A 25,633-nucleotide genomic window follows, 5' to 3' on the forward strand; every position below is an offset into this window, starting at 1 on the left:
CCCCTAAAAAGGAGGGTTTTCTTTTAGATAAGGCTTACTTACTGCCTTGGTAAAAACCTCGGACTAAAATCGAATTAGATATCAGTTCCGATTCCTGTCGAATCTCCCAATTGAATCACATCCACTTCTACTTTTAACTTATGCTTTCCGCCGCCGAAAAGTATTCCTCGTAACGGAGAAACGTCGGAAAAATCCCGTCCTACGGAAGTATAAATGTATTCTTCGGTTATGCTTTTACCGTTGGTCGGATCAAAATCAAACCAACCCAATCCAGGACAGAAAACGGAGATCCATGCATGGGTTGCATCACTACCTCTCAATTTAGGTTTGCCGGGCGGTGGATACGTCTCGATATAACCGGATACGTACCGGCAAGGAAATCCCATGGAGCGAAATGCGGCGATGGATAAATGAGTGAAGTCCTGACAAACACCTTCTTTCTTATCCAGCACTTCTTCGAGAGGGGTATATATATTGGTGCTCCCGGCTTTGAATTTGAATTCTTCGCGGAACCGCATTACGTATTCCAATACAGCTTCCAAATAAGGCTTATTCAGAGGGAGAAAACGGTTTAAGAATTCAGAATATAAATCGGATCGAACAACGAATAGAGAATCTCCGATAAATTCGAGAGCTTCCATTTCCTCCTTTGTGGAAAAATGGTTCAAGGATTGCAAAACCTCGTAACCGGTCGGAGAATTTGAAAATCGAGTAAGGACGGAATCCGTAGATACTTTAGCTTCGGCAAGGACGGAAAGAACGGTATGAGGTTCGTCGACGGAAAAAGAATAAACCGTATTTCCGAAATAATCTCTCCGAAATTCGGTTAGCTTAGGTTTCGGTTCGACTGTGATCCTAAGTTCCCGACAAATTTGACGTTCGTTCGAGTCCGGACAAAGGTGAGCCAAATTTAAACAATGTGCAACCGATTTTTCATACGTATAATGCGTCAGATGACGTACGGAATATTCAGCCATACGGTCCTCCTAGGCGAACCTGATTTTCTACGTACCGGAAATATTTCTTAGCTAAAGCGTCGGCAACCGCTTTCAACTGTAGGAAGATATCGTCCAACCATCGGCGCAAACCTCCTGCCGGATCGGCGTATTCGAATAATCGTTTGGCATCCTCTTCCTTAAATCTAGCCACCAATTCGTTGAAAAGTCGAACTTCCTCCGGGAGCTCCCCGTTGACTCCGGGAATCATCAACGCGTTTTCTCGGATCCGCGATAATTGATACGCCAAGGACCTAGGATTCGTTTCGTCGAATATTAGAATATCTATCACCGACTCCGCTTCGATCCTATATTTATATCTTCTGCGATATGTTATTCGAATATCATTTACGTTTAATAGACTCTCGAAAACCCCTTTGTTATAAAGAGTCGTTTGGTTGATTACTGAAAGTAATACTCTCGCTAAGAATTGAGAGCGTTCCAACCTTTTTCCCAAATCCAGGAAATAGTATCCTGTCTCTCGGCTCATATTCTCGGAGGATAATCCGGATAAGGAAGAAAGTAGAGTGACTAAGATTTGCAGATATTCTAGAATTTCTCCGTAGGAAGAATCGCTCGGAGATTCGCTTTCAATCTGAGAAATCAAATATCTGGTATCGTCGGAGATGCGATCCCGTACCGATTTAGTGGTCCGAACGAAGAAATTCAAATCGTGACGAATGCTTCCCGAGGAGTAATGCGAGGTAACCATCTCGTAGATTTTGTCCCGGACCGCTTCCAAGGACCCGGATCCAATTGCCTCCCCAAACCCTCCGGAAAAATTCGAAACTTGGTTTAAGATTCCTAGGAGAACGCCGGACTGGTCTCTTTCGTAGGACTCTTCCGATTCGAGAATTTTATTTACTCCCTCTCGAACGAGCCTAGCCATATTTTCCGCACGTTCCGCGTAACGTCCCATCCAGAACATATTATCCGCGACGCGACTTGGAACTCCAGCTCCCTTTCTTTTGAGAGGGATTCGTTCCACATTGCCCGGAAGAAGAGTGATATCCTTCTTTTCTTCCGACGATAAAATCCAAAGATCCTTGGATACGGCTCCTCTTTGGTTCGTGACAATAAGTTCGTCATGTTTAGGTGCCACACGTACTAACCCGCCGGGCATACTTGTGTATCCGTTTTCGGAGAGGCAGGAAAAAGTTCTTAGAACCGATTTTCCTACCAGTAAGCCTTCCGAATTTCCGGAGAAAACCGGACAGGTTGATCCGCTTAGAATTTCCTGAGCCACGTATCTCTCAGACTTTGCGTTAACTTTCGCTCTCCACTCGTCCCGCTCGGATTGAGAAAGCTGGGACAAAAACACGGAGGGCTCGAAGGAAGAGCGAACGGCCGGCTTTAAAACGTATTTTTCGTAATTCGAAAAAACTTCCGCTCGGGAAGATTCTTCCCCCATCCAATGAGTCGTTACGTTCGGGAGAATTAAATCCTCCCCTAGATAAAATTTACATAATGCGGGCAAATAGGCGTGCAAAGCGCGATTTTCAAGAAAGCCCGAGCCGATAGGATTTGCGACTACGATCGTCCCCGCTCTTACCGCTCCTAAGATTCCGGGAACTCCCAATAAGGAATCTCCCTTTAATTCGAGCGGATCCATAAACCAATCATCGACGCGGCGAAAGATAACATCTACCTGCTGTAAGCCTTCCACCGTTTTTAAGAAAACCTTATTTTCGCGGACAGTCAGATCTTCTGCTTGCGCCAGAGTAAAACCGAGATATCCGGCCAAGTACGCGTGTTCGAAATAGGTTTCATTTCCAGGTCCCGGCGTCAAAAGCACGATCAACGGATCGCGATCCTTTGCAGGAGACAAATTATATAATGTTTTTCTTAAGGATCTAAAATATAGAGCAACCCGATGGACTTGAGAATCACGATATACCGAAGGAAAAATTCTGGATAAAACGATTCGGTTTTCGAGAGCGTAACCGGATCCGGAAGGAGCCTGAACTCTATCTCCGATTACGAAAAAATTACCGTCCTTATCCCGACTGATATCCGTTGCGACGAACGCCAATCGAAACGTCGAATTATCATAAATCGGCGAGCATGCACGTAAAAATCCGCCGGAATGAAACAAAACTTGCGGAGGAATTTTACGTTCGTATAGAAGCTTTCGAGGACCATAAACGTCTTTGAGAATTTCGTCCAGCAATTCGGAGCGTTGGATCAAACCTCTTTCGATTTGATCCCACTCTTTGCTTTCCATCAAAAGCGGGAATAAATCCAGGGACCAGATTCGTTCACGATCGTCGCCGTAAACATTATACGTGACTCCGTTCTCGCGAAGGATCCTGAGACTGTCTTCTTTTCTACGACGTAATTCCGAAGGTCCTAAATGATCGAAAGAACGAAGAAGAAAATCGTACTTTTCGCGATGGGTTCCTTGATGAGAACATACCTCGTCAAAAATTCCGGAGACTGGAAAATACCCGGATAGGAGACTATTGTTCTGGGAAGCTTGCTGGCTCATCTTCCGAGAGTCATTTTCCGGTCCGGTCCGGATTTTTTCCATCCTTTCGAACTGCTCGAGATCGTTTTTACGCGGAGGAAAAGCTCCTTCGGAGCAAATCTATATGTCCTTTTTTACCGGCAAGAACGAATTCCGGAGGAGGCTCTCGAATCCTCCTCCGAAACGGATCGAAAATTTAATCCAATTTCAGGGTCGCCCCTATATTGATCTGACGGTACGGTCCTTGCTGGATTCCTACTGGGAGTCTTCCCGAAATGTACACACGATCTTCGAGATTTTTGCCATTCACAAATATCGACCACCTCCCTCCGGGAACCTCGTAACCGAAGTCCGCGTTCCAAATCCCGTAGGCGGGTACCACTCCTTGGCTACCGTCGGCGCTCTGGTTTTTCGTGTTTTGCAAATCCGAATATTGTTTATCGAAATGTTGGTATTCGACTCTTACGTAAAACCCTCGAGGACTTTTTAATCCGATCGCAGTAATGACCGTCTGCATCGGAACGTATGGCAGATAGTTTCCGCTCGTATTCACTTTGATCACGTTTCCAGAGGAATTTACGCTGAATAACGGTTGATTCGTTACACCTACGGTTCCGTCCGGATTTTGAATCGTTCCTACGGGAACATATGTCGTTGAAATCGCATGGGTATAGGAATACGCGATTTCAAAAGGTATTTCCCAGCGAGACTCGGCGAATTTCCCGAAATCGAATACGAAATTACTTTCCACACCTCGGTTAACCGACTTCCCGGCGTTGATCGGGACCGCCCCTATCGAGGAGCCGGCTTCATTCGTGTTTACTATCTGGTTGGAAAAGAATAAGGCATACGTACTTACTTGAGTATAAAAGTATTTTGTAATATTCCCCCTAAAACCCGTTTCGTAATTATTGGATCTTTCCGCATTCAGTTTATACCCCAACCCTAACGAAGGATTCAGGATGGTGGAGAAGGACGGAGGAGCAAAGGCGGTATGAGCGCCTGCAAACCACATGAACTTTTCCATCAAGTCATAGGTAATCCCGAAGCCCGGCAAAACGACTTTCGTATAACTTTCATTAGCCTGGTTTACTATAATATTTTGCCCGACCGTCGTAGCCAATCCGTAAGCTACGTCCGTAGTCGTCGCGAATTTTCGGTGAGTGAATACTCCCTGAGAAATATATTCGTAACGAACCCCCGGAATAATTTTCAATCGTTCGGTCAGCTTAATCGAGTCTTGAACATACGTAGCGTACGCTTTCGCATTCCGAGTCTGCTGTTGAGTCGTGAGTCCTTGGTTCATCGTCGGATACGGAAATTGATTATAAGCGGCGTTTACGGTTTCATAATGTGCCCTTGCGCCGACGGAGATTTCGTGCTCCACGCCGAATGTCGAAAACTTACCTTCCAGTTTCGTTTCCAATCCTCCCGTACGAAAAAATTGGTGCCGATTCGGAGTGGTATTTAACATATAAATCACATCTCCCGGACTGTTCCCGATCGGAGCGGGGGCATATACTGCGAAGACGTTTCCGGTCGGCGGCGACGGGAGTCCCAACTCGTTCGGGCTATTATAGGAATAGGATTCCTGCTTAAAACCGAATCCGACATTCGTCCAATACGAACGAGTGATCAATTTCCAATTTTCGTTGAACATATGATCGTGTCCGATGACTGCGGCCTGGCGTTCCACATGCTTTCTATCGAAACGAGCCGGGTTGATTTTCGGATCTTTCCAGTACAATCCTTGAGTTAATCCCAAGTAGGTGGCCTGCGAATCTTGTTGGTAGACTTGATACTTTAGAAAAACCGTATCCTTATCACCGATTTTTTGCATTAATTTAACGTTAAAATCGTTAACGTTAAATCCTTGATAATTCCTAAATCCGTTCCCTTGAGTATGTAAATAAGAAACGTCGTAAGCTGTATTCGTGTTTTGAACCGTCCCGCCGTATTGGACCAAATTGGAAGCGTATCCGTTGGTTCCCCCGATCAATTTCAAATTTAGAGTCGGTTTTTCGGGAGGTTTTCGAGTCACAAAATTCACGATACCGCCCAAGGTCGTTGGTCCGAATAAAATGGAACCGGAACCCTTAACGACCTCGACTCTTTCCATCCTATCGATATGAGGAATAAAATAACTCTCGGGTTGTCCGTAGGGACTCAAAGAAGTAAAAACACCGTCTTCTAAAATGAGTGTCTTTCTAGATTCCTCGTTACTCACTCCTCGAAAAGCGATATTCGGCGTAAGACCGACCGCGTCTTGGTATCGAATCGTCGCACCGGGAACCCTTCTCAAGGCTTCCATCGAATCGATCGGGCTTGTTTCTTTCAGAATTTTCTTTCCGATGACGTTAGCCGATCCGGGGATTTTTTTTAGATCTTCGTCCTTGGACCCGATCACGTTGATCTGTCCGCTTTCTAAGAACTTACGCCTCTTTTCATTTATATCTTCTTCTTCCTTGGAAGGCTGTTCCTTCGTTTCGGTTCCTTCTTTAGGTTTTTCTTCCCCGTTGCTCCCGTTCCCGTTCGGTTGGGAAAGGATTATGGAAATCGGAAGAAGAAGGAATAAACAAAGAATGAGCGTACGCAAACAGGATTTGTACGCCATCAATCTCCATCCCCTGTATGTCCTGATACTACGCCGCTACCCACGATAGCCGCGAGTTGCGTATTCAAAATCGTCAGTAAGGTATTTAATTGAGTCACGGCTTGTTTGATTGCGGCCATATTACCTGCGCTAATACTGTTAAACGAATTTAACGTGGATTCTAAGAGGGAAATTTGAGCCTTTGCCTGGGTGTCCAGGGTAGGGCTATAAAAAGTTACGTAGTCGGAGAAACCGATCCCGCCACCCCCCAAGTAGAATGTTTTGAAGGAAGAAAGATTGTCCCGAAGGTTCTGTATGCTGTTGCCCGAAAAGCGGGACTCCGACAAACTGAGATTGATAACGGAGCCGTTTCCTCCCTGGGCAAGACCGGCAGGCGCTTCCAACTTGCCGTCCTTCATCGTGCTTAATTCCCGAATAGCGCTGGCAAAGATCGTATTCAATGCTCCTGCGGAATTCGGAAAAACCGTCGACCCGTTACCGGCTGTCGCAAGCTGTTCCCCGTAAGGAGCGGTACCGTTCGGAGCCCAGGCGGCGGCAAGAGCGGCAACGTTTGCCGCATAATCGTTCACTAATGCCAATAAAAGTTGGTAGCGATTCGCACTCATGTCCGAGCAGGAAAGAGCACTAGCTCCGTAACTGGCAGGCTTTACATAAATGACATATTCGATAGCAGGGAGACCTTTCGCATCTTTATCTAAAGTGCCAATATAGGCTGCTGCCGTACCGGAGAAGCCGGGAGATGCATCTAGATCGTCCATATCGCCGTTACTTGGCGGCGATTCCGGACTGACCGTCTTCGTCGCTTCTCCAGGCCAAGCATCGAATAGAGGGTAATATGTATTGGAAGGTCCGAAGCGATATAGCTCGACCTTTTTTACTGCGGAAATATTCGCAAGCCAGGAAGCCTGCACATTAGAGAGAGTGCCCGCGTTGCAAGTGGACAAGGCCGTGGCTTTCGTCACCAAATCCTGGGCCTTACTGTTTAGGTCGGAATATAATGGAGGAATAATATTACGACCCATGTTTTGCAAAAAGGGCTTAGGATTGTAGGAATTAAACATCGCATAGAGAAATCCGTTAACGAGCGAAGTATCACTCGACGACGGGTTCTTCGGATTACAAGAGAGCACGAAGAAAAATAGAATTATGGAGGTAAGAATGGTTCCGTAACCGGAAAAAATTCTGCGTAAATAATAGGATCTTTTGACAGGAAGTTCCCAAAAGGAATGAAAACCCGAACGATTCATCGTTTCGCCTCAGACGTTATTAAACTTGGATCTGAGAATCAAGATTAACTAGGGCCTTCTGAGGACAAGTGTTTTTGAGAAAGATTCTCAAAAATTGACGAAAATCAAGTTTAGGTCCGTTATAAGAAGATCAAATGGTCTTATCTATCCATCTAAGGTCCAAAGTATAAGCGTGGGATTTCTCAATTTTCAGCGGGGCGGGTTTAGATCCCCCGGAATGTCCATCCGGAAAGAAGCGAGAAATTCTGCGGCTTTCCGCTTCGAAGGAATTTACCGGAAAAGTCTCGTAGGCTCTGCCACCGGGATGTGAAACATAATATCTACATCCCGCAACCGGCCGATTCGACCAGGTATCCCAAATATCGAACACTAGAGGATTTTGGATCGGCAAGTTTGGGTGGAGGGTAAACGGAAGATTCCAGGCTTTAAAACGAATACCTGCCACCGCCTCCCCGAGCTTACCCGTGGGTCGCAGCGGAACTTCCACTCCATTACAAGCCAATTGAAAACGCTCATTGGTCCAACCTTCCACTCTTACCTGCAGACGTTCCACTGCGGAATCGACTGACCGAGATGTCCCGAACGACGAAGATTCTTCCCCTAGGACATTCCAAGGTTCTAATGCAAGTCTTAACTCCAAAAAGATCTCATCCTTCTTGAGCGATCCGTAAACCGGAAAGCGAAACTCGAAGAAAGGGATAAAATCCTCTTCTTCAAAAGCATACCCGTGATCTTTTAAATCCCGCAAGACATCCTTAAAATCGTTCCATACGTAATGAGGTAGAAGAAACCGATCATGTAATTCCGTTCCCCAATGTACAGGCGATTTCTTATACGGTTTTTCCCAAAGACGACCCAAGAGGGACAAAACGAGAAGTTGCTGTACGACGCTCATTCGGTAATGAGGCGGCATTTCAAATGCTCTTAGCTCCACCAACCCCAATCTGGGCCCGGAAGGAGGATATAATTTATCGATGGAAATCTCGGCTCGATGAGTGTTGCCGGTCAGGTCCACTAACAAATTTCGAAATAATCTATCGATTAGCCAAGGAGGAAGATCCTTTTTCCTTTCGTCGACTTGCTTTGCCGCCAATTCGAATTCATACAATGCCTCGTCTCTACCCTCGTCCAATCTCGGAGCCTGAGAGGTCGGTCCGACGAACAACCCCGAAAATAAGTAAGATAGGGACGGATGGTGCTGCCAATAACTGACCAAGCTTCTTAGCAAATCCGGTCTTCGTAAGAAGGGGCTATCCGCAGGAGTCATAGCGCCTACCGTAATATGATTTCCGCCTCCGGTTCCGGAATGTCGACCGTCGATTTGAAATTTTTCCGCACTGAGTTTGATCGCTTTAGCTTCCTCGTAAAGAATCCTGGTCTTCTCCTCTAATTCCGCAAAATCCGAGGAAGGATGTAGATTCACTTCGATTACTCCCGGATCGGGTGTAATTCTAAAAAGGCACAATCGATTATCGTGGGGAGGTTCGTATCCTTCAAATACGATAGGCAGCTTCGTTCGTACGCAGGCATCTTCGATGGACGACAATAAATCCAACCATACATCTAAACGTTCGATCGGAGGAAGAAATATATGCAAAACTCCGGCACGGGGTTCGATTACGAGAGTGCTTCGAATCGGAAGCTCTTTACCGCTCGGGTAAAACTTTCCTTCTTTTTGCGATCTCTCTTTAACTTTCTTTAAAATATCCTTATAGGAAGGAAGTTTGCTCGGCTCCGCAATATCCGTCAGAACTGCGGAAAGACGGAAGGAATCCGCAATTGAAGCAAACGGCAGCCGCAAACCGGCAGGACTATCGCCCGGAACCAAATATAGACGCTCTCGACGGTAGACCCATTCCGAGCTTTCCCAACGCTTTAAAATATAATTGTATTGTAATGGTACAGCGAATCCCTTCTTTAATTTAAAATCCTTTTCCAACACGGAGAGAACTCTCCTTCTTTCCAACGATTCGAAAGAAAAATCGTCTTCCTTCGGGGATTCAGGCTTTTCCCATTTCGGCAATTGTCCTTCCTTCCATAAATAATAGAAGCCGTCCTCGAATACCGGTATTAGATGCTTGGCAGAAATACCTAGGGAAGCGCAAATTTGCTCTCCGATCGTTTCCGCTTTAGCCAACTCCTCCTCACGGTCAGCGTCCTTTTTTTCTTTAACCGAAGACAAATACGCCTCTTCCTGCCAAAGCTTTTCTCCATCCCTTCTCCAAAATGTGTTCAAAGACCAACGAGGCAAAGGCTCTCCGGGATACCATTTTCCTTGAGTAACCTGCACTACCGAACCCGGAGCGAATCTCTTTCTAAGATTTCCTAGAAGCTCTTCAGCCAAGGAAAGTTTTTCGGAACCGAGGGCATCGGTGTTCCATTGTGAATTTTGACGGTCGGTATCCGAGACGAAGGTGGGTTCTCCTCCGATCGATAATCGAATATCATTTTTTCTTAATTTATCATCGATTTTTTTTCCTAATTTTAGAATCTTCTCCCATCGTTCATCCGTATACGGTTTTGTAACACGGGGGGATTCTTTTATCCGTTTTACTTCCATGTGAAAATGGAATTTAGAATTTGCAGGATCGGAATATCCGAATACCGGCGATGCGCTGGACGGTTCCGGAACTGCAGCCAACGGAATATGACCTTCACCGGCCAGTAAGCCGGAAGTCGGATCGAGTCCGACCCAGCCTGCCCCAGGTAAATAGACTTCGGCCCATGCATGCAAATCGGTGAAGTCAGCCTTAGGTCCGGCAGGTCCGTCTATCGGAACTTCATCCGGTTTTAATTGGATTAGATATCCGGAAACGAAACGTGCCGCCAAGCCTATATGTCGTAAAATTTGGACTAGTAGGAAAGCCGAGTCGCGACAGGATCCGGATTTTTTCTCCAGGGTCTCCGTACAAGTTTGCACACCGGGCTCCATGCGAATAACGTAGGAAACGTCTTCATAGACTCGATGATTTAATCGAACCAGGTAATCGACGGTTCGAGCTTTCTGTAATATGCCCTCTTTCCGAAGTTGGGAAATATAATTCGCCAAAGCATAACTTCCGTCACTGGCGCTCAAATAAGGCATGAGTTCCTTCCGTAACGAATCGGAATAAATAAAGGGCGCCTCTTCGGCGTCCGGCTCTAGAAAAAAATCGAAGGGATTAAAGACTTGGATTTCCGCGATTAGATCCACAAGTATCCGAAGCTTATTCGTTTTTTCAGGAAATACTAGTCTCGCTTGGTAATTTCCGAACGGATCCTGTTGCCAATTTAAAAATTGCTTGGTCGGCTCCACTTGAAGCGAATATGAGATAATTTTAGTCCTAGCATGGGGAGCCGGACGCAGACGAATCACATGCGGGGATAAAGAAACCGCCTTATCGTATTCGTAGGATGTTTCGTGTGTTAGAGATACCAATAACGACATGCGTAAATATTAATTCCTGAAGTACGTTTCGTCCAATTCGGACGCAATACCGTTCAATCTTACCTGCAATTGATCCAGATATTCATGCATACCCGTTCCGAAAATCTCGTCGATGGAAGCGTAATTCATTTCGGATAACAACAATCCTACCCTACGTTCCGTTTCGTTCGCGTATGAATCCTTGTCGGTACCACTTAGAATCTTTAGACTATCGAAAGTTTTGGATAAACAAAATCGAATCGCCCTAGGGAACAGCTTATCCAAGATCAAGAATTGAGCTATATTTTTAGGCGTGATCCTCGTATATATCCGATTAAACATCTCGTGAGCACTCGCAGATTTCAAAAGAGAAAGCCATTGAATTAAATCCAAAGTCGATCCGGTTTCCTCATGAGACGGAAGCAAAATGAAATATTTCATATCCAGAATCCGAGTCGTCTTATCGGCCCTTTCCAATAACCGCCCCAGCAGTGCGAAGTGCCAAACTTCGTCGTGTGAAATGGTGGCCTCTTGGCATCCGTAAAATAATAAGCATTGATTCCGAATCGATTTAAAAAATTCGGCGATCCCGGGCATGTCGGATTCCTCGAATCTCTTTCTCGTCCTAAATGTGAGATAAAACTCGTTGATCACTTCCCACATAGGCGTGGAAATATTCTCACGAATCGTTCTCGCGTTTTCACGGGCCCTAATTAAGCAATTCATAATAGAGTTCGGATTTTCGATATCCAGACTCATAAAGTGAATGACATTCTCCTTCGTCGGAAGGGAATATTTCTTCGTAAAAAGCTCGTTATCTCCCGTCGTGTAGACCAACGGCATCCATTGACGATTGGCATCTTCGTTTAAATCCAAAGAAAGCTGGAAATTTACATCGAGAAAGCGGGAATAATTCTCCGCTCTCTCCATGTATCGATTCATCCAATACACGGATTCGGCGACTCGGCTCAGCATAGGAAACCTCTCTAGTTCGTTTTTTACTACGGTTCCGCTTGCCGGGAATTTACCCGGTGCCTATTTACTCATCCTTGACCCATCACCCAAGTGTCTTTGGATCCTCCGCCTTGAGAGGAATTCACTACCAAAGATCCTTTTCGCAAAGCGACTCTCGTCAGCCCACCAGGCATCACATAAATATCTTCTCCATAAAGAATGAACGGACGTAAGTCGACATGACGGCCTTCCAATTTATCCTCCACTAAAGTGGGGACACGGGAAAGGTTTAGCACGGGCTGAGCGATGTAATTTCGAGGATCCGCATCCACCTTTTTAATGAATTCTTCTCTCTCCTTTTGACTTGCAACAGGACCGATTATCATTCCGTATCCGCCCGCACCGTTCGCGGCTTTTACCACTAGATTCGCGATATTCTCCCGAACGTATTTCAAATCCTTTTCCCTCGAACAGAGATAAGTTGGAACGTTCGGAATGATCGCCTCTTCGCCTAGATAATATTTAATGATTTCAGGTACGAAAGAATATATTACCTTGTCGTCGGCGACTCCGGTACCTGGGGCGTTTGCCAAAGCCACGTTTCCTTTTCTAAAAGCTTCGAAAATCCCGGGCACTCCGAGCAAGGAGTCTTTACGGAATACCTTCGGATCCATAAAGATATCGTCGATCCTGCGATAAAGAACGTCCACCTGTTTCAATCCGTGAGTGGTCCTCATGTACAGTTTATCATCTTTAACCGTCAGATCGGTTCCTTCAACTAGAGGAACTCCCATCTTAGACGCTAAAAAGCTGTGCTCATAATAGGCGGAGTTATAAATTCCCGGAGTCAAAACTGCGATACTAGGATTGGGTTTTCCCGAAATATGTTCGAGCATGCCTCGCAGTCGGATCGGATAATCGTAAATCGGACGAACGGAAAGACTCGCGAACAATTCGGGAAACGTCTTTTTCATAACTTCACGATTTTCTAATACATAAGAGACGCCGGATGGACAGCGAAGATTATCTTCGAGCACAAGCATTCTACCGTCCCCGTCCCGAACCAGATCCGTTCCGGTGATATGAATCCAAGTACCTTTGGGAGGAACGATTCCTTTACATTCCTTCAAGTAACCGGTGCTGCTGTAGATGATTTCCGCAGGAATGATTCCATCTTTGATGATTTTTTCTTCGCCGTAGATATCCTGAACGAAAAGATTGAGCGCTCGAATTCGCTGCTTCAACCCTTCCTCTAATTTTTTCCATTCGTGAGCCGTTACGATTCTGGGAATAATATCGAAAGGCATGATCCTTTCCTCTTCCTCCTCATCACCATAAACGTTAAACGTAATTCCCAAAGAGAGTAGAGCTTTTTCCGCAGAGCTTTTGCGTTTGAAAAGCTCCTTGTCGTCCATCCCCTCGATTCTGGATTTCAAGATATGGTAACTTTGCCGAATCCCGCCTTCGGGCGAGAACATCTCATCATAAAATGAATCTGTTTGATAGTTTGTCAGGAGCATAGAAATTCCTCCATCTCTTACCGGAAGTTACGGCCATGCCTTCTATTTAACAAGCAGAATTTGGATTTATCGCCTATTTTTTAATCTATTTATTTTTTATTGTATAGTATTTAAGCAATAATACCCACTAAAGAACAAAATGCAAATTTCGAAGACTGGTTTTCGCGAATTCAGGGATTTCTGGCGAGAGTTTATACTGGGGAAAATCGAGGACTTTGGGAAGAATTTGTAGCAATTCTAGCTAAAATTGGGGCAGCGTCTAGATTGCAAGATTAGAAGATTGAATAGTTTTTATTAATTTGGAAATTTATTTTTTCTTAGATTCCAATTCTTTCGCGATCTGACATTCGCGAGGAGGTTCTTGGCGTAAGACTTCCGTAGCACTCCTGGATCCGACGATATATCCGGGAATTACTCCAACCAATCCGATGAATTGACCGCCTATATAGGACCCGTAAGCGGGATATAAAACGTGGAATGCATGCATTTGAGTCGCGAGATCGCATCGATACCTAAAATATCGAATGGCATCGTCGGACGCTCGGGCTTCAGGATAGAACGTTCCCAAAATCGGAATCATGTACGAGAACGTATAGATGCTCCTATACTTACGAAGCGAAAAATCTTTCGCGTGTCCTCCCTCATGTACTGCTGCCGCAGGAAGATCGGAATAAATATGAATCGTATTCGTATAGGGATTATAATGATCCCCACCGCATACGTACGGTATGCCGCAATTCGCAAAAATTCGCTCGGGAAAAGCCAGTTCCAAAACCCAGGTAAGCAAACCGAAAGTCCATTTTAATAAAGGGTTCACGTTTTTAGATCGCCAGAGTCTCATAAAATCGCCGCCCGGAGAATATTGGTTAAAACGGACCTTGACATCGCTAAGATTATTATCTTTGATATATTCCTTTAAGAAATTCTTAGTCTCCTCGGAGATTCTATGATTACTCATTCGCTTATCTCCGATTACGATTTTACTCAAAACTCCCAAGATATTTCCCAACCCGTCTAGGAAACTATTCGGAACCCCCTCTTCAAACTGAGGATTATCCTCCGAAAAATAATACTCCTCGTTCGGATCGTAAGGCTGTCCGATCGTGTACCTTTTTTCGGCCGAATATAGACATCCGAACTGCAAAAGGGCGCTAAAAAGAAGTAGGGATAAATACGTAGTTCCGCGCATCCTAGTCTCTTTTTCCGGACGGGCTAAGCGAGGAACCGAGCGCAGGATGACGCTTCCATCCTTCAAAAAATTCTAATAAAGCAATTCGACCGAGTTGATTCAATTGGTCTTCTCGATTCCCCCTGTAACCGAGATACGGCATATAAATAATCCATCCGATAATCGAAATCGTGGAGATAACGAACATAGCGTCGGTAGTCGCGGATTCGATGCTATCTTGAAAACGAAATTGCCAAATCGGGTCGTTCTTTCCCGGCGAAAAAACATCCGCTTCGAAATTTACGCTAACAAGATTCGTAAACGGATGTACGATCCAATTGTCCTTAGTAGCTAAATCGAATCTCTTTATAAGGATCCGATAGTTTCCCTTGTATTCGTCGGGATGTTCCGAAAATTCCTTTCTCATGAGAGAAGTCAACGGGCCATATTCGTTCTTTAGATAATTGGGGGCCAAAAATAGCCAACTAGGATTGCGTTTGGCAAACTGGGACTTAGATTCTTCAGGAAACTCGACGCTAATCGACGGCTCGACGACGGAACCGGATCCTACGTCCGTTCCTAGATCCTTGTATTTTTTCCATTGCACGAAGCCGTCGCGAGGATTGGGATATGTACGAGGGACGTAAACTCGCAAAGAAATACAGTTAAAGAGAGATAATAGAATAATAATATTAAGAAATTTTAAAACTCCACGATGACCGCATTGGGCTGGAGTTAGAGGATTTCGGTTTCGAATCATTCCCCCCAGACCTCGACACAATCGAAATAGACCAACCCCATCAGATAACTTTCGGTGCTTCGATCCACTAGGGCGACTTTCGAAATCTTGCTCCTAAGGAGAGTTTCCTTTAAAGAAACCTGCTGTCCGTAATAGCCGAAGTAAAAAAGGACCGATCCGAAAGTACAGGATTCTCCCTTTTTCAAAATCCTAGCCGAAGTGACGGTATGTCCCGCCGGGTCCGTCGACAAATGGTATTTATTATTCGTGTAAATCCAACCGGGTTCCGGCGTCGATGTACAGGAAATGCAAGCAATCGACAAAGCGATCGATAAACGGAAAATCCAACTCCTCATCCTTTCTCTCCGATCACGATCGTACAATAATTTCGATAAAGAAGAGTCAGAATTTGCATGCTAGAATGATCAATCAATGAGACTCGTCCAATTCCATTCTTAAAAGCGATTTCGCCAGCTCCCGCATTGCCTACGGAAAAAAGAGTCAGGAAATTATGTACGCAACCTTGAGCCCTCAACTCTCTGCGAACCGAGGCGTCCGGATTGATCGTACCCGGAAACGAAGTCTTCGAATAGAGTAGACCCGATACGGGCCCTGAGGCACAACTTATAGTAGTAACGAAGAAGACCAATAGTAAAAGATAGATTCGGATTATAACGTAAGACTTTCCGGGCTGGTTCATTTTTTTTCTCCGTCGGAACGCGCGGGGCGGATCGACTCGGTTCTCCGTCCCCAAACAACCGTGCAAAAAGATTGATACACTGTGCCCCCTAAAACTGCGATCTGATCGAATTCTACAAAACCCACATCCTGAATATTTCCGTTCCGAATGGAAGCTTCCACACTAGCATCACCGTAAGCATAAATGGAAAAAATGCTATAGGCGCAGGATTCTCCGAAATCTGTCGGTTCCGATTTTGAAAGATCTCCCGTCCAGGTACTTGTTTCGAAAAAAAGAAAGCCTCCTCGCGAAATCGATTGAGCCGGATTGCTTCCACCGCGAATCGGATGAGTCTCGATTCTTGGAGATCCGGCGCTCAAAAGATTCCATCCGGTACATTTTATGAAAAGGCAGAGAAGTAGAATCAAGAGGATATTAATCTTCATTTTTAAAATCACTGGAGTTTTATACATTCCGATCAGCGAGGATCGTTCTCCTTAAGAATCGCGGAATCTTTTTCCGACGCATTTCCTTCTCCGCTTACAACAGTGCAAAAGGAATGAAACAAAAGGCCGGAAAGCCATGCTTCCTGAGTGTATTCCACGAATGCGATTTTCTTAATATTTGACTGTCGCAGAACTTCCTCCAGTGAGGAATCCCCCCAGCCGACTAAGCCTATAAAACTTCTACTACATGCAGAAGAAGAAATTAAGCTTTCTCCTTGCTGTGGAATCCCGCTGATAGCCGATTGTCTAGAGAAGATCCAATTTCCCTTTGATAAAATTTGGAGAAAATTGGAATCGCCTACGACAGGATGGGTGGAAGATTCCGCGTTCGTAACCGTGAGTATATTGATGCCGGAACAAAAGGAATGCGATCCGATAAACAGAATGAGAACGATTTTGTGCAAATTGCGAATTAAAAAGGTCTCGTTCATGCGAAAGAAATATTATGCGTTTATCGAAAGTGTAAAGAAATTTTTTAACCGAATTTCTCGGCGAAAGTCAAAACGACAGCCGACGAATCGAGTTATTCTTTCCGTTCAATGAATTCCCATTTAGAGCCGGATACTTCTAATACGAAGTCGGAACCGAAGGCTAAGCTAGGAGTGCGAAAGCCTCCTTTTCCGCCCTTCCAATTCAATACTTTTTGCACGGCGAGAATAGAAGATTCAATCGTGAACTCGTAACCTTCTTTGCATTCCAGTAGTAAAGAAATCGATTTTCCGGATTGAGCTCGAACCTCCCCCCACACGCGAGTCTTCACATTTATTCTAGTTTCTTCCCCCGGCCCTCTGACCGTTTTTCCTACAAGGAACTGCATCAATTTCAGTATAGGAGAAAACTTTAATATGGTTAGGAAAGGCTTTAAATATTTCATCGCCTTAACCTGTCCTTCGGGAATATCGGTGAACACTTGTATATTCGGAATGCCCGTTGAAATATATGCAGTAAACACATCTCCCCAAGGAATTCCGTATACTCGATATGTTTTATCCTTAATTGATATCGTCTTACTCGAGCTTAGATGAGGAACTCCGACAAGCTCCCCATTTTTTCGAATTTTAGAACCATAAGGAAGTTGAGCGAGGGCGCTTTTCATCGTTCCAGGAGAAACTTCGCTTAAGCCGACGAAAGCAAGGTCCAACTCGGACGCGGATGGTAATTTTTTTTTCAAGGCGGCAGCAACACAATCCGTCGGCACTATATCAAAACCGACTCCCGGAAGGAGCAAGATTCCCGCTTCCTGAGCAGATTGATTCAACGAGAACAAAGATTCGTATACCGGAATTTCACCCGTAATATCCAGGTAATGAACTTTTTGCGCGATGCATGCTTCAGCCATCGGAACTGATGTCGAAATGAAAGGTCCCGCGCAATGAAGGACAAGCGAAAATGAACGAATGTTCTTTTTTATCGTCTCTAAGTCTTCTAAACCGAAGACTCTATATTCCAACCTAAGCTCCTTTGCAAGAGCTTCGATTTTTGCGGGACTTCTACCGGCAAGAACAGGCTTCATTCCGCGAGAAACCGCTCTGCGAGCAATTAGCTCGCCCGTATATCCGTTCGCCCCATATAATAACCATTCTTTCGAAGCCATAAGGGAGGATTGTTCGAAACTATTCTTATTTTAGTCAACCGGCATCCGCTCAGTCTTGAATTTTTTCGGCCAATCGTTATGACAAAAGTAGGAATCCGATTGCCGCGCTAGTTTTGGATTGACCCTATAAATTTAAGGAGAGATCATCTAAGGAGAACGAACGTATGGAAAAAATAAACCTTATCACCATCGCAATTCCTTTCTTTTTCCTGCTAATTGGATTGGAACTATTCTTTTCCTGGTACAAGAAACGCGGACTATATCGCTTAAACGACTCGATTAATGATTTGAGCGCAGGAGTCTCGAGTCAAATATTCGGAATCATTTTCAAGACGATTATTTTTCTGGCTTACCTATGGGTATATCAAAATTGGAGAATTTTCGACCTTCCAGCCTGGCCTAGCGAAAGAGTTTCTTGGATGCCATCGCATGATCTTCTCGGTATCTCCGTCGGGACCTGGTCGATGTCCATCGTTCTCTTCGTTTGGGTTGCCTGCTTCGTTTTGTACGATCTTGCGTATTATTGGAATCATCGTCTCAGTCACGAAGTCAATTTTCTATGGGCAGGACACGTCGTTCACCATCAGAGCGAAGAGTATAACCTAACGGTTGCTTTACGACAAGCTAGCTTCCACTCTCTCTTTTCCTGGGTATTCTATTTACCTCTCGCATTATTAGGATTCCCTCCGATTGTCACGATTTTAAACGGAGAGCTGAACTTAATCTACCAATTTTGGATTCACACAAAAGCGATCGACAAGCTGCCTTCGTGGTTCGAAGCGATTTTCAATACGCCCTCTCATCATAGAGTGCATCACGGAATCAATCCTAAATACATCGATAAGAACCACGGAGGAACCCTAATCGTCTTCGACAAATGGTTCGGAACTTTCCAGAAGGAAGAAGAGGTTCCGGTGTATGGAACTGTAAAACCTCTACGAAGCTTCAATCCGCTTTGGGCGAACGTACATTATTGGTGGGAGATGTTCGAACTTGCCTGGAAATCCTCTAGATGGATCGACAAAATTAAAGTCTTCGTTGCGGTGCCCGGTTGGAGACCCCAGGAATTGGGCGGACAGTACCCGATTCCAGAAGTGAGCGAGAAAACTTTCAAAAAATATGATGTTTCATTGCCAACCGGACTAACCGCATACTCCTTGGTTTGGTTCGCAGCAACCGTCGCCGGAACCTTTGCGATGCTCGTAAAAATTTCCGTCATTCCGGTTAACGTTCAATATACGATTTTTATCCTAAGTTTTCTTTCTTTGATTTCAATCGGAGGAATCCTGGATTTGAAAAGATGGGCGCTTTATATGGAACCCGCAAGACTTGCGATTTTAATCGCGACAGCAATTCTATTCGGTTTTAGCAAGGCAAATCTTGCGATTATCGGCGGTTTGGTGTTCTTATCCGTCGCCTGGTTTCTACTTTATAGGCAATCATTTTCCAGCTGGAAGGAAATCGATCCTTCAAAAGAAATTCAAAGCCGTACGGCTTAGAGAACCGGGAATTAGAGTGGATCCAGGAAGGACGGCGGATTGATTCCCCACCCTTCCTGGGTGGGGGCCGGATCGGTGGTACCCCCGCCCGACTCTAACGGTCACGAAGCGCCTACTTATCACAAACGGGACTTTGCGACAACCACTTTTTGTCTACAGTCTGTGTATGAACTCCCACTGTAACCTGATAATAGTCTTGATACAGGCTTCATTACTTTCATTCGATCGATCTCTCGAATTTTTCCTTAGAATTGAAATCGATTGCGAAATAGTTAAACACTCAATCAGTCGAACATCGGAATAAAGATAATATATCTGTTTTTCATAATTTACTTATTCTTTGAAACCTACGACCCTCCGTCGTTATCGAAAAACAGCTTCAAGGACCGATAACAAATTTCCATCCCCGCCAGGATTCTCGACTGCCTCGGGGCATGAGTTTTCGATTTTATCGGATATTGCATCGTCCGAAGGCATGTTTTTACTTCAATAGAATGTAAATTAATTGCTCAATTTTAGACGGGAATAAGTATGAAAAGCATAACTTCTTATTTCACGGTTTACTAGTTCGAATGCCAAATCCGATTTTACATATATTCTTAAAGAATCCGATTGCAGGACGAGTAAAAACGAGGCTCGCTGGGGACATTGGCGAAAAAGCCGCATTAGAAGTCTATCTTGCCTTAGTGGAAAAAACCAGAGAATGCGTGCGCCCTCTTGATATTCCCAAGATTCTATGGTTCGATTCATTTCTTCCCGATTCCAGTGAATCTGAGAATTGGGGGAACTCCTCTTTGATTACAAAAGTGCAAGAGGGCGGAGATTTAGGCGAAAAAATGAGAAGCGCATTTCTATACTCGTCTCATAACGGATATTCCTCGGCCATTTTAATCGGTAGCGACTGCGCGGAACTCCAAGAGTTTCATTTAAAGGAGGCTTTCCGAATTTTAGATGAGAAGGATGTCGTTTATGGTCCGGCGAAAGACGGGGGCTACTATTTGGTTGGATTGAAGAAAGACTTTCCTGAACTTTTTCAAGGAATCGAATGGAGTACAAGCACTGTATTAGGTGTAAGCTTAGAGAAAGTTCGACAAGCGGGGAAGAAAGTCGGTTTACTTCCCGTTTTAAGCGACATCGATACTCTAAAAGATCTGCAAGAATGCGAATCAAAAGGGATTTTAACATGGAAAAGGACTTCCTCTTAAATTCAAAGATTTCCGTTATTATCCCCATCCATAACGAAGAAAATTTTCTCCCCATACTATTGGAACGACTCGATTCCTTAAATCGAAAGGATGAAAATCTTGAAATTATCATAGTCGACGGCGGAAGTACGGACAATTCGAAACATATTATCTCCCAATATCGAGTAACGTTAATCGACTCACCCGTTCAAAGTCGCGCGTCTCAATGTAACCTGGGCGCGAAGTTCGCTAAAGGAAAAATTCTATTCTTCCTCCATGCGGATTGCCTTCCGCCGATAGATTATTTCCACTCTATCCGATCAAGCGTGAAGAAAGGCAATCCGGCAGGTTGCTTTTGCATTCGTTATGATTCGCAAAATTGGTGGTTAAAGCTGAACGCCGTTTACAAAGACGGAGACCTGAACCTATTAAGGTTCGGTGATCAGGGACTATTCGTAACGACGGAGATTTTCTCAAAATGCGACGGGTTCAGAGAAGATTGGAACTTAATGGAAGATTCTGAGATTGTTCGGAGAATTCGTAAAGTCAGTTCATTTAACGTTTTAGACTCTCGTATAATTGTTTCTTCTAGGAAATTTGCAGAAATTGGAATACTCAGATTGCAGTTCACTTATTTTATTTGCTCCCTCCTCTTTATACTTGGAGCCGGACCTAATTTAATCGAGAAATCGTATCGGTTTCTTGCAAAAAAAAAGAAAGCAGTCCGTTCGTAAAAGGGTAAATCTTTATTTAAACGGAAACGTAAGTTTGCGGGGGGTATTTCCGTTGACTTAGAACTTCCTTACCGGGTACTGTACGAAAAGTTCGATCCATTCAGCCATCGGCAACCTTCGGACATAAATAAAACTCCTCGGACCCTTCCGATATCAGGTACGACTCGTGAAACAAACCCGAATTTTTCTAATTAGCATCCTGTTCTTCGCAAATACTATGCTGTTTTCCGAAGAAGTGCAACCTACGTCTGCGCCTCCGGCAGAAACAACCGTCTCTCCGGAGGAATCGTCTCTTTCCACGGTTAAAAAGTTGGTCGGTTTTATTCGATATAAAAAAAATGATAAGGCTTTGGCTTTAATCCATGTAGGTCGATTTTCCGAATCATTAATCGGTGCGTCTAAATTTTCGGATGGGGAAAGAAAGGAATTCGAAAATGCAATCGCCGAATATATAGTAAATAAGGCTTTTCCGATTGCGGTAAAATATTTCGACAAAATAGATATCACATATGAAAAACCGATCCTAAAAGATAAGCGTATTAGAATCGGTTCCTCAATTTTGTATAAAGGTTCTGACCAAGTTTCCTTCGCATGGATCCTTTCCGAGATCGACGGAAATTGGTATATTACGGATTTTGAAACTGAAGGAAAGCTCGCGACCGACATCAATCGCACTAAAAATATAGAACCGTCCTTGAAAAAAAATGGAGTCAAAGGGACGATCGCCTTAGTTCAGAAAGCGGCTAAAAATTGATGAGAAAATTTCTCTCTAAATCGACTGATGCAGTACTCACTCGTCCGGTTACATCGTCAATATGCTTATTAATTTTCCTCTTCGTTTCCGCATTCTACACGACTCGATTATCGATAAATAGCAATAATCTGGAATTATTACCGCCGGAAAACCCTTCGGTCGTTATCACGCGTAAAGTTATCGAAATGGTCGGAGGAAGCGGATTTTATACCGTAGTTCTGAAGTTTAAAGACGAGAAGGGAATGACCTCCCACTTGGTGAAAGCCTTCCAAGCTAAGCGGGAAGGCAACACTGATCTGCAAAAAAAAGAACTCGATCTTGCCGATGCGGAAAAGCGCAAACATTTAGCCTATTATAAGGAGAGGGAAAGGGCCCTAAAACGATCCTCCGAAAAACTCGCCGAATTATTTTTAGCCGATAAGGAATTCGTTCGATTCGTATCGTATCGTTATAACGTTTCCTTTTTACAAGATAGACTTCCTTTATTTTTAAAAACGGAAGACTTGACCGAAATACGAAAGAGAGTCAAACGAAAAATTGAAGAGGAGGTTGAGCGCGCGAACCCCTTCTTCATAAAGCTGACCGATGAGGAATATAACCCGGATTTTACCGATATTATTTCCAAATACCAACGCTTAGCAAAGCGAGATATATTCGACGAATATAATATTTCTCCCGACAAGGGGATGCTCTTATTACTGATCAAACCGACCGGATCCTTCGTAGATATCGATTTTGACAAACGACTAGATCAAAGAATCCAAGCCATTGTAAAAGAATCCCATCTTGAAAAGGACGGCGTTTACGCGGGTTATACCGGAACCTATAAACTTAATCAAGACGATTACGAGACTTTGATAGGCGCATTGAAGCCGATCGGAATTGCATCGTTTGCGGGAATCGCTTTTTTACTTTTATTGTTCTTCAGAAATCCCCTTTTCATTGCTATGCTTCTTTTTTCTCTCTTTTCCGGGTTATTGATAACTTTCGGAATTACCGGGTTTTTTATCGGAGAGCTAAATAGCATCACCAGCATTATCGGATCCATATTAATGGGTCTGGGAATCGACTATGGAATTCAGTTTTTGTATCGATTTAGGGAAGAGTTTACCAAAAAGCAGGATTTAATTCGATCTATCAAGGATACGATTTATCATACTGGTGTAGCCTCCTTAAGTTCCGCCTTAACTACCACTTCGGCATTCGTGGTGCTTTCCTTTTCGGAGTTTAGGGGCTTTAGCGAATTCGGAATCATAGCGACCTACGGAACTCTAGTAATCGCAGTGACGATGTACGCAGTCACAGCAATACAAATTACGTTACTCTTAAAATGGTTCCCGCGCTTATCAAAAGTTTTTCTATTAAACGAAGCACAACAGACTCCTTCTCGAATATTAAGAAAATTTTATTCCAGACCCGGGCTGCTTGCAACAATCGTAGTATTGGCCGTTCTCTTTCTCGGGTTCTTTGCCCCTAAAGTAGAGTTCGACGTGAACGGCAGAAATTTACTCGTCGAAAATCAAGAATCCGTAAATCTCTACGATGAGATTTCCGATCGATTCGATATTTCGTCGGATCCGCAGGCTATAGTCGTAAATACTTTGGAAGAATCCGAAGCCGTATTCGATTATATGAATCCGGTCCCTGAGGAAATTTCCGGTTCGGTAGATCAAGTCGTTTCGCTTTGGAACTTCGTACCACCCTATGGTCAACAATTAGCGAATCGTAAAATCCTGGATCAAGTCTCGAAAGATATGAAGCCCGTCAAACCGGCGTTTCTAAAACCCGAGCAGAGAAAATATCTTCCTAAAGCAAAAGTGTTTCTTTCGGTAAAACCGTACGGATACCGAGAGGTTCCCGACTATTTCGCATCCCAATTTAAGGAAATTCCCTCTTCGAAAGAAAAAGGCCATATTGTCTTTCTTTACCCTAAAGTGGCTCTCTGGCACGGCGGGAAGCTATTGGAATTCTTTGCCGCAGTCGGACAACTGGAAATACCGAAAATTTCCCGCAGAAATTTGAATACTATTTTATACTCCACAGGTATCGCCGGAAAGGGCTTTATTGAACCGAGTAAAGAAACGTATTCAAAATCGGAGGAGAAGGCTCTTCTTGTCGCATTGAATTCATATACGAAGGAAAAATTCCTTTCCTTAAAGATTCTACCCGGCACAGTCGAGACGATCTTAGAGCATAAACCTTATAAAACTGTCGCGCAAGTAAGATCATACACGTTCAAGACGAGCACTGCGGGAAGTTTGATGCTTTTTGCAAATTTGATCCTGATCGTTCAAAAAGAGGGATTTGCGGCATTCTTTATCACATTGTTTTTAGTGATCGTTGTATTAATTCTTTTTTATAGAGCCTTTTTGCCGGCCGTACTATCATTGATTCCTTTGCTTTTGGGAATTTTGGTTACGGTGGGCTTTATGGCTTTGATCGATCTAAAACTCAATTTTATGAACGTCCTCGTATTTCCCGTCGTGATCGGGTACGGAATCCAAAACGGAATATATATCTATTATCGTTTTAGGGAGGACCACGATATCGTTAGAGCCATGGCGATGGTTGGACCGGCAGTGATTGCATCCACGTTAACTACATTAGTTGGATGGAGTGCATTATTACTCGCAGATCAAAGAGGATTGCATTCCATCGGAAAAGTAGCGACGATCGGGATTGCCGCTTGCCTCTTAATCGCCTTAACCCTTCTGCCGGCAATCTTGGAATTGGCATACCGTTCCAGAAAGTCCGAGGAATCCGAAACGGTTCCTTTGGGTCTTGGACCCGAGGAAACGGAAGAACCGACGTTGGAAGCGAAGATTCCCGAGGCACTCCGGATTCAACCGAACCAAAGAATAGCCAAGGGCAAGACAGAATCACAGCTTTCGCCCAAGAAAAAAATCCCAAAAAAGAAATCTAAATGATGCGTTTTAGAAAGATACCGACCTTACTTTTCGTTTTTGTCTTCTGCCTTGTTTCAAATTGTACGGTGCGTTATGTGAAATCTGCACCCGAATTTGAAAAATCCTTAACCCAATTCAAAAGAGTCGTAGTGATCTTAGATTCGACGTCTTCGATCGGGCTTCCGGAATCCGGGATGGCAAAGTCGATGTCCGAACAGTATCTAGCTCATCATAAGGAATTCATAGTCTACCCGAATCCGAAAAATAAAGGCGCTGATTGCTCTGGCTTGCCGGGAAAAGCACAGGGAATCTTTACGCTGAAACTTACGGAAGAGTCTCGAAAATCCGAAATTCGGCTATCGGCTCTCGGACAATTAAAGAATTGTTCCTCCAATACTATTCTCTGGGAAGCATTAGCATCCGCCACATATTCGACGGATGGAGAAGACGAGCAATCGCTCCGCAAAACGTATACTCAGAAGTTTGGAGAATCCGTAGCGTCGAAAGCGGTTCCTTACTATCATCTGCTCCGGGCCCTATTCGACGAATTAACGGGTCCTGTACTGAATGAAGCGGAACAGGATGAGAAGATAGAAATAGAGTCTCAATCGTAAACAACGCGAATAGCGTTCGCTACGAATACTTTAAGTTTTTCTTGACCTTTTCG

At 44.2% G+C, this 25,633-nt stretch carries 20 protein-coding genes; 6 read left to right on the forward strand and 14 right to left on the reverse strand.

Features of this window, described 5'->3' with window-relative positions; all coding sequences use genetic code 11:
- Positions 1-74 precede the first annotated feature (74 nt).
- The 14 genes from LEP1GSC050_RS06235 to LEP1GSC050_RS06305 form a co-directional block, all read right to left on the reverse strand.
- Positions 75-977, reverse strand: coding sequence for a transglutaminase family protein (locus LEP1GSC050_RS06235; protein WP_010570388.1), 903 nt, complete (start codon positions 975-977; stop codon positions 75-77).
- Entirely contained in the window at positions 970-3,483 is a 2,514-nt protein-coding gene (locus LEP1GSC050_RS06240; RefSeq protein WP_010570389.1) for a circularly permuted type 2 ATP-grasp protein, read from the reverse strand. The genes LEP1GSC050_RS06235 and LEP1GSC050_RS06240 overlap by 8 nt, the downstream gene beginning before the upstream one ends.
- Positions 3,484-3,658: 175 nt before the next feature.
- Complete coding sequence (locus LEP1GSC050_RS06250; RefSeq protein WP_010570391.1) at positions 3,659-6,076, reverse strand: TonB-dependent receptor family protein; 2,418 nt, start codon at positions 6,074-6,076, stop codon at positions 3,659-3,661.
- The gene (locus tag LEP1GSC050_RS06255) at positions 6,076-7,323 is read right to left on the reverse strand and encodes an imelysin family protein (RefSeq protein WP_010570392.1); all 1,248 of its coding nucleotides are present in this window, start codon (positions 7,321-7,323) and stop codon (positions 6,076-6,078) included. The genes LEP1GSC050_RS06250 and LEP1GSC050_RS06255 overlap by 1 nt, the downstream gene beginning before the upstream one ends.
- A 130-nt stretch (positions 7,324-7,453) precedes the next feature.
- Entirely contained in the window at positions 7,454-10,750 is a 3,297-nt protein-coding gene (locus LEP1GSC050_RS06260) for a transglutaminase family protein (protein ID WP_010570393.1), read from the reverse strand.
- A 9-nt stretch (positions 10,751-10,759) separates the two neighbouring features.
- Positions 10,760-11,704 (reverse strand): alpha-E domain-containing protein, encoded by a 945-nt coding sequence (locus tag LEP1GSC050_RS06265; protein WP_010570394.1) that lies wholly within the window; start codon positions 11,702-11,704, stop codon positions 10,760-10,762.
- A gap of 68 nt (positions 11,705-11,772) precedes the next feature.
- Positions 11,773-13,203: a circularly permuted type 2 ATP-grasp protein gene (locus LEP1GSC050_RS06270; RefSeq protein ID WP_010570395.1), complete on the reverse strand. Its 1,431-nt coding sequence runs from the start codon at positions 13,201-13,203 to the stop codon at positions 11,773-11,775.
- 307 nt (positions 13,204-13,510) lie between these two features.
- A complete protein-coding gene (locus LEP1GSC050_RS06275; protein WP_010570396.1) occupies positions 13,511-14,392 on the reverse strand; it encodes a hypothetical protein in 882 nt (293 codons plus the stop codon).
- Position 14,393: 1 nt separating this feature from the next.
- Positions 14,394-15,131, reverse strand: coding sequence for a hypothetical protein (locus LEP1GSC050_RS06280; RefSeq protein WP_010570397.1), 738 nt, complete (start codon positions 15,129-15,131; stop codon positions 14,394-14,396).
- The gene (locus LEP1GSC050_RS06285) at positions 15,128-15,466 is read right to left on the reverse strand and encodes a TRL domain-containing protein (RefSeq protein ID WP_010570398.1); all 339 of its coding nucleotides are present in this window, start codon (positions 15,464-15,466) and stop codon (positions 15,128-15,130) included. The genes LEP1GSC050_RS06280 and LEP1GSC050_RS06285 overlap by 4 nt, the downstream gene beginning before the upstream one ends.
- The gene (locus LEP1GSC050_RS06290) at positions 15,463-15,810 is read right to left on the reverse strand and encodes a TRL domain-containing protein (RefSeq protein ID WP_020987535.1); all 348 of its coding nucleotides are present in this window, start codon (positions 15,808-15,810) and stop codon (positions 15,463-15,465) included. Before LEP1GSC050_RS06290 ends, LEP1GSC050_RS06285 begins: the two co-directional genes overlap by 4 nt.
- Positions 15,807-16,235, reverse strand: coding sequence for an adhesin Lsa14 (gene lsa14 / locus LEP1GSC050_RS06295; protein WP_232225666.1), 429 nt, complete (start codon positions 16,233-16,235; stop codon positions 15,807-15,809). Before lsa14 (LEP1GSC050_RS06295) ends, LEP1GSC050_RS06290 begins: the two co-directional genes overlap by 4 nt.
- A 32-nt stretch (positions 16,236-16,267) precedes the next feature.
- The gene (gene lsa14 / locus LEP1GSC050_RS06300) at positions 16,268-16,726 is read right to left on the reverse strand and encodes an adhesin Lsa14 (protein WP_010570401.1); all 459 of its coding nucleotides are present in this window, start codon (positions 16,724-16,726) and stop codon (positions 16,268-16,270) included.
- 92 nt (positions 16,727-16,818) lie between these two features.
- Positions 16,819-17,889 (reverse strand): saccharopine dehydrogenase family protein, encoded by a 1,071-nt coding sequence (locus LEP1GSC050_RS06305; protein ID WP_010570402.1) that lies wholly within the window; start codon positions 17,887-17,889, stop codon positions 16,819-16,821.
- Positions 17,890-18,053: 164 nt separating this feature from the next.
- On the opposite strand from LEP1GSC050_RS06305, the gene LEP1GSC050_RS06310 reads away from it, so the two are divergent.
- The 6 genes from LEP1GSC050_RS06310 to LEP1GSC050_RS06335 all read left to right on the forward strand — a co-directional run bounded on the left by LEP1GSC050_RS06310 (position 18,054) and on the right by LEP1GSC050_RS06335 (position 25,580).
- Entirely contained in the window at positions 18,054-19,388 is a 1,335-nt protein-coding gene (locus LEP1GSC050_RS06310) for a sterol desaturase family protein (protein WP_010570403.1), read from the forward strand.
- A gap of 572 nt (positions 19,389-19,960) precedes the next feature.
- Entirely contained in the window at positions 19,961-20,593 is a 633-nt protein-coding gene (locus LEP1GSC050_RS06315; protein WP_010570404.1) for a TIGR04282 family arsenosugar biosynthesis glycosyltransferase, read from the forward strand.
- Positions 20,572-21,306 (forward strand): TIGR04283 family arsenosugar biosynthesis glycosyltransferase, encoded by a 735-nt coding sequence (locus LEP1GSC050_RS06320; protein ID WP_020987768.1) that lies wholly within the window; start codon positions 20,572-20,574, stop codon positions 21,304-21,306. Before LEP1GSC050_RS06315 ends, LEP1GSC050_RS06320 begins: the two co-directional genes overlap by 22 nt.
- A gap of 217 nt (positions 21,307-21,523) precedes the next feature.
- The gene (locus LEP1GSC050_RS06325; RefSeq protein WP_010570406.1) at positions 21,524-22,060 is read left to right on the forward strand and encodes an ABC transporter substrate-binding protein; all 537 of its coding nucleotides are present in this window, start codon (positions 21,524-21,526) and stop codon (positions 22,058-22,060) included.
- On the forward strand, positions 22,060-24,987 hold the full coding sequence (locus LEP1GSC050_RS06330) for an efflux RND transporter permease subunit (RefSeq protein ID WP_010570407.1): 2,928 nt from the start codon (positions 22,060-22,062) through the stop codon (positions 24,985-24,987). The genes LEP1GSC050_RS06325 and LEP1GSC050_RS06330 overlap by 1 nt, the downstream gene beginning before the upstream one ends.
- A 74-nt stretch (positions 24,988-25,061) precedes the next feature.
- Complete coding sequence (locus LEP1GSC050_RS06335; protein WP_232225667.1) at positions 25,062-25,580, forward strand: MXAN_6521/LA_1396 family lipoprotein; 519 nt, start codon at positions 25,062-25,064, stop codon at positions 25,578-25,580.
- Positions 25,581-25,633 lie beyond the last annotated feature (53 nt).

It is taken from the genome of Leptospira broomii serovar Hurstbridge str. 5399 (assembly GCF_000243715.2).
Taxonomy (GTDB): Bacteria; Spirochaetota; Leptospiria; order Leptospirales; family Leptospiraceae; genus Leptospira_B; species Leptospira_B broomii.